Raw genomic sequence first — 10,402 nt, 5'->3', positions numbered from 1 at the left:
AACGTGCCGCCTGCCGGCATCGTGCTGGAGGCGGTGCTTCCCGTAAACTCGGCCGCGTACTGCGTCGCAGCGGCGCCGGGCTGGTTCATCAATCAGAACCCGTAGCGCGACCTGTCACGGTTCACAGCGCCCGCCTGTGGTGAGCCGGCTCCAGCACATCTCTTTTCCGCATGGAAAGCTATCTGTTCGACTGGGCCAATCTGCTGCTGCGCTGGCTCCACCTGATCACCGTGATCGCCTGGATAGGCGCTTCGTTCTACTTCGTCTGGCTCGACAACCACCTCGTCAAGCCAGAATCGCCGGAGCTCAAGGGCAAGGGCGTGGATGGCGAGCTGTGGGCCGTCCATGGCGGCGGTTTCTACAACCCGCAGAAGTACATGGTGGCGCCGCCCAATCTACCGCAGCACCTGCACTGGTTCTACTGGGAAAGCTACTGGACCTGGATGAGCGGCTTCGCGCTGTTCGTCGTGCTCTATCTCTTCAATGCCAGCAGCTTCCTGATCGACAAGCGGGTGCATGACTGGGCGCCTCCTGCGGCCATCGCGTCAGCCCTCGGCTTCCTCGCCGCAGGCTGGGTCGCCTATGACCAGATCTGCCGCCAATTTGGGCGTCGCAAAGATGGGAGCATCGGCAACGACGGCCTCGTGCTGGGTCTTGTTGCAGTGTTCGTCGTCATCGCCGCCTGGGCCGCCTGCCAGCTGTTTGCCGGCCGCGCGGCCTTCCTGATCGTCGGCGCCATGATCGCCACGATGATGAGCGCCAACGTGCTGTTCTGGATCATCCCGGGTCAGAAGCAGGTGATTGCCGACATGCGTGCCGGCCGGCCGGTGGACCCGGTGCACGGCCAGCGCGGCAAGCAGCGCAGCGTGCACAACACCTACTTCGGCCTGCCTGTGCTGATCGCCATGCTCAGCAACCACTACGGCATGCTCTACAGCCATGCGCAGAACTGGCTCGTGCTGAGCGTCCTGATGGCCGCAGGCGTTCTCATCCGCACCTTCTTCGTCAAGCGACACAAGGGTGTCAACAGCTGGGGCCTGGTGGGCGGCGCGCTCGTGCTGCTGGCCGGCTTGATCGTCTGGATGGCGCCACAGAAGCAGGCCGCCGCACCCGCGCCGACACTGGCCGAAGTGAAGGCCTTGATCGACTCCCGCTGCATCGCCTGCCACACCGGCATCGCGGCGCAGAAGGGCATGAGGCTGGACAGCGCCGAGGCGATACAGACGCAGGCGGCCGCGATCTATCAGCAGGTTGTGCTGCAGAAAACCATGCCCTTGAACAACGCCACCGGCATCACCGAGGCCGAGCGCGCATTGCTGGGCCGCTGGTTCGAGTCGCTGCAGCAGCAACAACAAGCACGCTGATGCTGACCGACCCGCGCGCCCTCCTGCGCCATCTCTACGAGGTGGCCGTGGCGCGTGCCCTGCCTGCGCGTGTGCTGGCCGCCCACCTGCCGCCGCCACCAAAAGGCCGAACGCTGGTGCTGGGCGCCGGCAAGGCCGGTGGCTCGATGGCGCAGGCGCTGGAAGCTGCCTGGCCGACCGATGCGCCCTTGAGCGGCCTCGTCATCACCCGCTACGGCCACCGGCCGCCGGACTATCTGCCGCGCCGTATCGAGCTGGTCGAGGCCGCGCATCCCGTACCCGATGCGGCTGGCCTGCAAGCGGCCGAGCGCATGCAGGCGCTGACGCAAGGCCTGACGCCGGACGATCTGGTGATCTGCCTGATTTCCGGCGGCGGCTCGGCGCTGCTGAGCCTGCCGGCCGAGGGCCTGAGCTTGGCCGACAAGCAGCAGCTCAACCGCGCCCTGCTCGACAGCGGTGCCGACATCACGCAGATGAACTGCGTGCGCAAGCATCTTTCGCGCATCAAGGGCGGGCGCCTGGCTGCTGCCTGTGCGCCAGCCCAGGTGCTGACGCTGATGATCAGCGATGTGCCCGGCGACGACGCGGCCGTCATCGCCAGCGGCCCGACGGTGCCCGACCCCAGCAGCTGCGGCGATGCCCTGGCCATCTGCGCCCGCTACGGCATCACACTGCCAGACGTCGCTCGCCGCGGCCTTGAGAGCGGTGCTTTCGAAACGCCCAAGCCGGGCGACCCTCGCTTCGCCGGCCACGCGCTGCGCATGCTCGCCACGCCGCGCCAGAGTCTTGACGCAGCAGCCGAAGCGGCTCGCTCGCTGGGTTTGCAGGCTCATGTGCTGAGCGATGAGATTGAAGGCGAGTCGCGCGATATCGGCGCGATGCATGCGGCCCTGGCCCGCTCCGTGGCTCGCCTGGGCCAGCCCTTTGCCCGGCCCTGCGTGCTGCTCTCCGGCGGCGAAACGACAGTGACTGTGCGCAACCCACAGGGCCGCGGTGGCCGGGCTGGCGAGTTCCTGCTCGGCTGCGCCCTGGGGCTGGCCGGCGAGGCGGGCGTCCATGCGCTGGCCGCTGACACCGATGGCATCGACGGCAAGCAGGACAACGCCGGAGCGCTGCTGTCACCCGACAGCCTGGCACGCGCGCAAGCCCTCGGCCTGAAGCCGCGCGAGCTCCTGCAGGCCAACTGCGCCTACGACTTCTTCGAGGTCCTCGGGGACCTGCTGGTGACCGGGCCGACTTTCACCAACGTCAACGACTTCCGCGCACTGCTGATTCTCTGAGGCCGCTCCGGGTCCGATGAACAAGCTTTGACAAAGAACAAGGATCGCGGCGGCGCTATGGCCGACAGTGGACGCATCGTCAGATCGCCCTTTTGCGCCATGGACTCCCAGATCAAAGTCAACGGTTCCCATCACCCGCGTCCTGGCCCGTCGGACGCGAAGGTCGGCCCCTTGCTGCTCGGTGAGGCGGGCGCCGCAAGCGAAGCCTTGCAGGAGTTCGAGAGCCTCGGTGCCCGGCGTCGCCTTGACGTGGGTGAAACGGTGCTGTCGCGTGAGCTGGCCGCCACCGAGTTGGTCGCGGTGATCGAAGGCGTGGTCGGCCTGGGCATGCAGGCCGGTGAGGCCTTCCAGCTGGAACGCAGCGTGCGTGCGCCGCAATGGCTGGACCTCAGCAGCGCCTGGCTGGGCGCCAACTACGCCCAGGACGCCCGGGTGCTGGAGCGAGCCACGGTGCTCTACTTCCCGATTGCGACGCTGCGTCCGCTCCTGCATCGCGAGCCGGTTCTGCAGCATTCGCTGATGCGGGCGCTGGCCCAGCAGGTGCATCGCCTCACGGCCGCCACCCAAGAGCTGATGCACAAGGGCGCCGAGAAGCGTCTCGCCGCCTGGCTACTGCAGCATCACAAGCAGAGTGCCGCCAACGGCTCGACGCTCCTGCAGCTGAACGAGCGCAAGCGCGACATTGCCGCGCAGCTGGCCATCGCGCCCGAAACGCTGTCGCGCATGATGCGCGAGTTGAAGCGCAAGGGCCTGATCGAGGTGCAAGGCTACCGCGTGCAGCTGCTGGACCTGCCCGCCTTGCAACGCGAGGCGGCGGCAGTTTGAACTTCTGAGCAATAGTCCCTCGCCCGTGGGGCAGATCCTCTTGGACAGCGGCGCCATGTCTCCCTAGACTGGCTCATCACTTTCATTTTCTTTCCTGTCCGGAGCCCGCGCATGAGTGCCCAAGCCGCAGAAAAATTCTTCCACAAGAACGCCGCCCTGCCAGCCATGCCTGAAGTGGCCAGCCGGCTGCTGAAGAGCTTCGACGACGACAACATCAGCCTGGCGGCCATCGCCGAGCTGGTGGGCAAGGATTCGACGCTGGCCGCCAAGGTGCTGCGTCTGGCGAACTCGGCCCGCTACAGCCCCTCGCACCAGATCGCCAGCCTGCAGGACGCGGCGGCCGCCCTCGGCATGGACACGCTGCGCAACCTGGCCCTGGGCGCCTGCCTGGCCGGCGCCTTCCCGGTGGTCAAGGGCCTGGACCGTACGCGCTTCTGGCGCCACAGCGTCAGCACGGCGGCCTATGCCCGCATCCTCTCCAACGTCGTGCGCCTGGACGCCGACACCGCCTACCTCGCCGGCCTGATGCTGCGCACCGGCCAGCTTCTGATGGCGATGACCGAGCCCGAGCTGGTGGCCGATGTGGAGGCGCATGCCGATGAGCCGGGCAGCCGCTATTCGCTGGAGCAGCACCGCTTCGATTGCACTCATGCCGACGTGACCGCCTCGCTGGCCAGCCACTGGCATTTCCCGGCGCCGCTGACCGAGTCCTTCCGGCTGGCCAACAACCCGCTGGAGCTGCGCCCGTTCTCGCTGATGGCGGCCGTGCTGCACCTGGCCGAGGTGCTGGCCGACGCGGCCGAGCAGAAGATCAAGCCTTCCGATGCGCTGCAGACGGCCGTGCCCGAGCTGGTCGAGCATCTGCATCTGGACCTGGATTACCTCGAGGCCAAGATCGCAGCGGCCGGCGACGTGGCGAGCGACGTGGATTCGATGCTGGGCTGATCCCTCAGCCCAGCGCTCAGGCCAGAGCTTCCAGGGCCGCCAGCCGTGCCGCCTGTATGGCGCGCCCGATGTCGACGCCCTTGAGATTGCGTGCGAGCGCGTCGGCCGAGACGGCCGCCAGGTCCAGCCCCTGCAGCGTGCCGAGGTCGCGCTGCAATAGCGCGCGCTGCGGATAGTCGCGCTCTTCCAGGCCCAGGCGGCCGCGTGCGTCGCACTCGCAGGCCTGCAGCATCTGCTCGAAGCGCTCCGGCCGGCGCAAGCCATCGCAGCGCTCGATCAGGCGCAGCCGCGCCGAGGGCGAGAAGCCCTCGCTCTGATGCACATGCGTGTGCTCGCGCGCCACCAGCTCGGCCAGCTCGGCGCAATCGCGTGGCACGCGCCAGCGCTCGCTGACCTGCCGGGCCAGCCGCGCGCTGCGGCCCTCATGGGCGATGTGCCGCGGCAGCAGGTCCTCTGGCGTCAGGCCCTTGCCGAGGTCGTGGCAGAGGCAGGCATAGCGCACGGTCAGCGGCGCATCGACCCTGGCGCATTGGTCCAGCACCATCAGCGCATGGAGGCCGCAGTCAATCTCGGGATGGTGCTCGGCCGGCTGCGGCACGCCGAACAGCGCATCCAGCTCGGGCAGCAGGCGTGCGAGGGCGCCGCATGAGCGAAGCAGCTCGAACATCCGCGAGGGCCTGGCCTCCATCAGCCCGCGCGCCAGCTCCTGCCAGACGCGCTCGGCCACCAGGGCGTCCACCTCGCCGGCGGCCACCATCTGCTGCATCAGCGCCTGCGTTTCGGGCGCGACAGCAAAGTCAGGAAAGCGGGCGCCGAAGCGCGCCAGCCGCAGGATGCGCACCGGGTCTTCGGCAAAGGCTTCAGACACATGACGGAACATGCGCGCGTCAAGATCGCGCTGGCCGCCGTAGGGGTCGATCAGCTGGCCGTCGCTGGCCTGCGCCATGGCATTGATCGTCAGGTCGCGGCGTGCCAGGTCCTGCTCCAGCGTCACCTCGGGCGCCGCATGGAAGTCGAAGCCGTGATAGCCGGGGCCGGTCTTGCGCTCGGTGCGGGCCAGCGCATATTCCTCGTGCGTCTCAGGGTGCAGGAAGACCGGGAAGTCCTTGCCCACCGGCAGATAGCCTTGGGCCAGCATTTCATCCGGCCGGGCGCCGACGACGACCCAATCCACATCCGAGATGGGACGCCCGAGCAGGCGGTCCCGCACCACGCCACCGACTTGATAGAGCTGCATCAGCCCATTGTCGGGGCAGTCCGGTAGGGCTCGTCCTCGGCCACCCAGACATGCTCTTGCAGCGCATCCGCCACCCAGGCCTTGACTGCGCCGGTCTGCTCCACGCGCTGCGCATAGGCGTGCGCGGCTGCAGACAGCGGCAGCCCGTAGCGCGTCACACGCATCACCACCGGCGCGAAATAGGCATCCGCCGCGCCGAACTCGCCGAACAGGAAGGGCCCGCCGTGGGCCGCGAGCTGCTCGCTCCAGATCGCATCGATGCGGGCCAGATCGGCCACGAGACCGGGTTCCTCGGCCAGGAACTTCGGACCCAGGGCCTTCAGATCGGCTTCGATATTCATCGGGCACAGGCCGCGCAGCTTGCCGAAGCCGGCGTGCATCTCGGCGCACAGCGCGCGGGCCTTGGCGCGTTGGCGGGCATCGCGCGGCCAGACCGCCTTGTCGGGATGCTGCTCGGCGATGTACTCGATGATGGCCAGCGAATCCCAGACCGAGAAGCCATCGGCCTCGACGACCACCGGCACCCGGCCGGCCGGGCCCACGCCTTGCAGCGCGGTATAGAAGGGCGAGCCGGGTGCGAAGTCGAACAGCACCTTGTGCTCTTCGAACGGGATGCCCAGTTCCTTGAGCAGCACCCAGGGCCTCATGGACCAGGACGAGTAGTTCTTGTTTCCGATGATCAGACGCATGGCGAAGCTCCTTTGATGTTGGCCTGCATGCTAGACCGGCCGCGCGCGGGCAACGCTGAGCTTTCGGCAAGCCAGCGTTGCCGGCGCCGCATCGTTGACCGGGTTCAGCGCAGCTGGCTGCTCAAGCCCGCCGAACTGGCTTCGCGCGGGCCTATGGTGCGGCCCAGGTGATCGCGGAGCAGGGGCTTGTCGCGGCCCAGGATCTGCGCGTAGATGGTGGTGTTGGACAGCACCTTCTTCACATAGTCGCGCGTCTCGTTGAAGGGGATGCTCTCCGCCCAGATCGCTGCATCCAGCGTCGGGCCGTCACGCCAGCGGCGCGAGCGCGAAGGGCCGGCGTTGTAGGCCGCGGCAGCAAGGGGCAGGGAGCCGTCGAAGTTGTCGAGCACCATCTTCAGGTAGTGCGTGCCCAGCAGCAGGTTGCGGTCGCGGTCGTTCAGGTCGCCGGCCTTGAACTCGAGGCCGTTCTTCCTGGCCAGCCATTTGGCGGTCGCCGGCATCACCTGCATCAGGCCTGAGGCGCCAACGCTGGAGCGGGCGTCGTGCACGAAGCGCGATTCCTGGCGGATCAGGCCGTAGACGGCCGCCGCATCCACGCCCACTTCGCCGGCCGTGGCCAGCACCTGCTGGCGCAAGGGCGTGGGGAAGCGCTGCGCCATGTCGACCTCGACCTTGGTGCGTTCGCTGGCGTTGATGCAGCGGTCCCAGACCTGCTGGTCGCAAGCGAGCTGGGCGGCTGCGAGCAGCTCCCGGTCGCCCATGCCGCGCAGGCTGTAGTTCCATTCGCGCACGCCCTCGCTGCGCAGGCCCAGCTCGAGCAGGGCCAAGGCGCGGCGCAGGCCCGGGTGGGCGGCGGCTTGTTCCTTCTCGCTGGCGGTAAGCGGCATCGGCGCTGGTGGCAGGCGCAGGATCAGGCCGAGTTCATCGGCGGCCAGCTTTCCGTAGAAATTCAGGGGCGACGCCAGCGACTGCAGGACGGCCCGTGCCTGTGCGCGCTGCGCATCGCCCGGCGCGCCTACCGGGGCGCTGTTGAGCTGCGCATGGGCGCGCCAGTACTGCCAGGCGTCGCTGCGCTGCTCGTTCGGGCCGAGGCGGTCGATCGCCTGCAGCAGCTCGGCATCGCGGCCGGTATGCGCCACGCGCAGCGCTGCACGGGCGGCCCAGGCGAGGGTGTCTTCGCTCCATTCGATGCTGCTATCGCCTTGGAGCGTGAGCGCGCGCTGGTAGTAGCGCATGGCCTCAGGCTGCAGGCGCAGGGCCGATTGGCGGCCGATCTGGCCCCAGACCCAGGCGGCCAGCTCGTTGGGCAGGCGCCTTTCCCATTTGCTGGTCATCAGCTCAGCGGCCTGGCCCGGGTCGCTGCCGGCGACGCGGATCAGCGCCAGCGTGTCCAGCTCCTGCTGGCCGCGCACGGCACTGGCGACGCGCCGACTCAGGAACTTGCCGGCGCTGTCCTGCAAGCTTGCCAGCGCGGCCAGTGTCGGCTTGCCAAGCAGGGTGCCGGCCTGCTTCACGGCGCGCGGCTTGTTGGCCTCGATGGAGAGCCTCAGCTTGAGCCAGACGTCGGCCTGGCTCAGCTTCCTGGCCTCAAACAGCGTGGTGGCCAGCAGATTGCAGCCGTCGTCGCCGTCCTTCTGGGCCAGCCAGGTGGCACGGGCCGTGGCCTTCACGTCGCGGCCCGCCTGGTACTCGGTCAGGACCCCATAGCAGGTGACCTCGCGGTCGTCATTCATCCTGAAGCGCGGAAAGTCCTGGACAAAATTCTTCCAGTCGCGGCGCCGGCCGAGCTCCAGAAGCCAGTCGTTGCGCAGCCGGTCTTCCACATAGCTGCCGCGCCAGCGCGTGTAAAAGGCTTCGACCTCCGCTTGGCTGACTTCGGCCAGGCGCAGGCCCAGGTCCCAATAGGCGATCCAGGGTGCCAGCAGGTACTGGCTGCGCTCGGCTTCGACGCTCAACTGGCTCAGCTGCTTGCGGTCGCGCTTGTCCAGCGCCTGCCTGGCCTGGTTCAGCGGTTCCGGATTGGGCGCAGCCAGGGCAGGCGCAGCCAGCAGGGCTGCTCCATATACTGCCCAGGCCAGGGCCCGGCTGCGGCTCTTCGAGATCATCAACAACAACGCTTTCATCTTGCTCAATATGGATGCCACAGTGCCACAGCCCAAGCCTTCCGCAGCGCATTCGCGGGCCGAATTGCGGCAAGAGTTGCTGGCGCGCCGCAAAGAATGGCTGGCCACGCCGGCCGCTCATGCTGCGGCGCTGGCGCTGAGCCGCTCCCTGCACGCGGTGCTGGAGCAATTGGAACCGCAATGCCTGGGGCTTTATTGGCCTCTTGAAGGTGAATTTAACGCAGCCGACGCGCTGCTTCCTCATTCAGAACTGCTGGATTGCCCCCTGGCCCTGCCCTTCGCCTACAAGAGCCCCCGCCGCATGGAATACCGTCGCTGGGATGGCCAGGTGCCCACGGTGAACGACGAATGCGGCATCGGCAGCAGCGCCGGTGCGCTGGTGCAGCCCGATGTGGTGCTGGTGCCCTGCGTGGGCTTCACGGCCGAGGGCTACCGGCTGGGCTATGGCGGCGGCTATTACGACCGCTGGCTGGCCGAGCATCCAGGCGTGATCAGCGTCGGCCTGGCCTGGAACCTGGGGCGCACGCATTTTGCGATCGAGCCGCATGACCAGGCCCTGACCCTGGTCTTGACCGAGACCGAAGTGATCAGCCCCTGAGGCTGTCCATGTCGCCTCGGCAGACCTGTGCCTGCTCGCGGATCCAGGCTGCAAACTGCAAGACCTCCGGCCGTTCGCGGCCCTGGGCTGACAGCAGGAGCCAGTAGGCATAGGGGCTTTCGGCCCGCGCGCTGGCACCGAAGGGCTCGACCAGTTCGCCGCGCAGCAGCGCCTGCTGGCACATCGCCAATCGCCCCAAGGCCAGAGCCTGGCCGGCGAGCGCGGTCTGCACCTGCTGGTGCGCATAGCTCAGATACAGCCATCGGCGCGGCTGCAGGTGCGGCTGCCCCTGCGCCGCGAGCCATGAGCGCCAGCTCAAGGAGCCGTCGTAGCGGCGCTCGTCGTCGTCTTCTACCAGCGTGTGCCGCGCGAGATCGGCCACGCGTCGCAGGGCCGGACCCTGGGCGAGCAGGGCAGGGCTGGCCACGGGGCTCAGCATCTCGTCGAACAGCCACTCGGCACCCGGTGTTGGCGCGGACTTGCGCTGATGGCGCAGCGCGAGATCGAGCTCGCCTTCGTCCAGATCGACCATCGCATCCTGCGCCGAGACGCGGATGTCGATGTCTGGATGCTGGCGCTGGAAGTCTTGCAGCCGCGGCAGCAGCCACAGCGAGGCGAAGGAGGCAAAGGTCGAGACGGTGACCACCCGGCGACCCTGGGTCTCGCGGATCTGGCGCACGGTGTCGTCCAGCTTCTTCACTGCGGCCTTGGTGGCGCGGAGCAGTTCAGCGCCATCGGTCGTCAGCTCCACGTGGCGGCTGCCACGCAACAGCAAGGCGGTGCCGATTTCGTCTTCCAGGGCCTGCACCTGGCGGCTGACGGCCGAGGGGCTCAGGTTCAATTCATCAGCCGCGGCCCGAAAGCTGGAAAGCCGCGCCACGGCTTCGAACGCGCGCAGCGGACCGATGGCCAGTGGGCGCTGTCGGGCCGGCGTTCTGCTCATGCCTTGCTGCGCCTGGCCGGGGTTGTCTTGGCCTGCGCCGCACGCAAGGCTGCATCCAGCGCCAGCCGAGCCCAGGGCTGCATCAGGGCCGGTGACTCCAGCGCCTCTTCGGGCGGCCGGTAGTACTTGATCTCCATCGTCGCGCCATCTTTCTGCTGAAAGACGAAAGGCTCGCAGCCCGCCGCCACGAACTGCGCGCGGTTGATGTCGTCGGTCTTCAGGTAGAGCTGCTCGTCGGCGACGATGGCAATGAAGAAGTCGTCCAGGTAGATGCCGTAGCCGCCGAACATGCGCCGCCAGCGCACGCTGCCCAGGGGCTGCAGAAGTTCCACGCAATGGGCGACGAATTCATTCAGGGCGGCCATGGCGCTATCGTAGTCGGCCACAATGCCCAGGTC

General features: G+C 67.9%; 10 protein-coding genes. 5 read left to right on the top strand and 5 right to left on the bottom strand.

Annotated features, from left to right (window positions below; translation table 11 throughout):
* Positions 1-170 precede the first annotated feature (170 nt).
* The 4 genes from V3596_RS13945 to V3596_RS13930 all read left to right on the top strand — a co-directional run bounded on the left by V3596_RS13945 (position 171) and on the right by V3596_RS13930 (position 4,414).
* Positions 171-1,364 carry a urate hydroxylase PuuD gene (locus V3596_RS13945; protein ID WP_334278375.1) on the top strand — a complete coding sequence of 398 codons (1,194 nt, stop codon included), beginning with the start codon at positions 171-173 and terminating at the stop codon, positions 1,362-1,364.
* Positions 1,364-2,644 carry a glycerate kinase type-2 family protein gene (locus V3596_RS13940; RefSeq protein WP_334278374.1) on the top strand — a complete coding sequence of 427 codons (1,281 nt, stop codon included), beginning with the start codon at positions 1,364-1,366 and terminating at the stop codon, positions 2,642-2,644. The genes V3596_RS13945 and V3596_RS13940 overlap by 1 nt, the downstream gene beginning before the upstream one ends.
* Before the next feature lie 99 nt (positions 2,645-2,743).
* Positions 2,744-3,469: a Crp/Fnr family transcriptional regulator gene (locus tag V3596_RS13935; RefSeq protein WP_334278373.1), complete on the top strand. Its 726-nt coding sequence runs from the start codon at positions 2,744-2,746 to the stop codon at positions 3,467-3,469.
* A 111-nt stretch (positions 3,470-3,580) separates the two neighbouring features.
* Positions 3,581-4,414, top strand: coding sequence for an HDOD domain-containing protein (locus V3596_RS13930; RefSeq protein ID WP_334278372.1), 834 nt, complete (start codon positions 3,581-3,583; stop codon positions 4,412-4,414).
* A gap of 16 nt (positions 4,415-4,430) precedes the next feature.
* Here V3596_RS13930 and V3596_RS13925 read toward each other — a convergent pair whose 3' ends face one another.
* The 3 genes from V3596_RS13925 to V3596_RS13915 form a co-directional block, all read right to left on the bottom strand.
* On the bottom strand, positions 4,431-5,651 hold the full coding sequence (locus tag V3596_RS13925) for a multifunctional CCA addition/repair protein (RefSeq protein WP_334278371.1): 1,221 nt from the start codon (positions 5,649-5,651) through the stop codon (positions 4,431-4,433).
* Positions 5,651-6,340, bottom strand: a complete 690-nt coding sequence (locus V3596_RS13920; protein ID WP_334278370.1) for a glutathione S-transferase family protein — start codon at positions 6,338-6,340, stop codon at positions 5,651-5,653. The genes V3596_RS13925 and V3596_RS13920 overlap by 1 nt, the downstream gene beginning before the upstream one ends.
* 104 nt (positions 6,341-6,444) lie before the next feature.
* Positions 6,445-8,463, bottom strand: a complete 2,019-nt coding sequence (locus tag V3596_RS13915; RefSeq protein ID WP_334278369.1) for a lytic transglycosylase domain-containing protein — start codon at positions 8,461-8,463, stop codon at positions 6,445-6,447.
* Between the two features lie 22 nt (positions 8,464-8,485).
* On the opposite strand from V3596_RS13915, the gene V3596_RS13910 reads away from it, so the two are divergent.
* Entirely contained in the window at positions 8,486-9,061 is a 576-nt protein-coding gene (locus V3596_RS13910; protein WP_334278368.1) for a 5-formyltetrahydrofolate cyclo-ligase, read from the top strand.
* On the opposite strand, the gene V3596_RS13905 is transcribed toward V3596_RS13910, so the two are convergent.
* Positions 9,051-10,004, bottom strand: a complete 954-nt coding sequence (locus V3596_RS13905; RefSeq protein WP_334278367.1) for a LysR substrate-binding domain-containing protein — start codon at positions 10,002-10,004, stop codon at positions 9,051-9,053. The two genes, V3596_RS13910 and V3596_RS13905, sit on opposite strands and share 11 nt — an antisense overlap.
* A complete protein-coding gene (locus tag V3596_RS13900; protein ID WP_334278366.1) occupies positions 10,001-10,369 on the bottom strand; it encodes a TfoX/Sxy family protein in 369 nt (122 codons plus the stop codon). Before V3596_RS13900 ends, V3596_RS13905 begins: the two co-directional genes overlap by 4 nt.
* Positions 10,370-10,402 lie beyond the last annotated feature (33 nt).

This window comes from Roseateles microcysteis, assembly GCF_036880965.1.
Lineage (GTDB): Bacteria > Pseudomonadota > Gammaproteobacteria > Burkholderiales > Burkholderiaceae_C > JAUASW01.
Note: the sequence above shows the minus strand (reverse complement) of the source record. Positions and strands in the feature narration are given on the sequence as shown.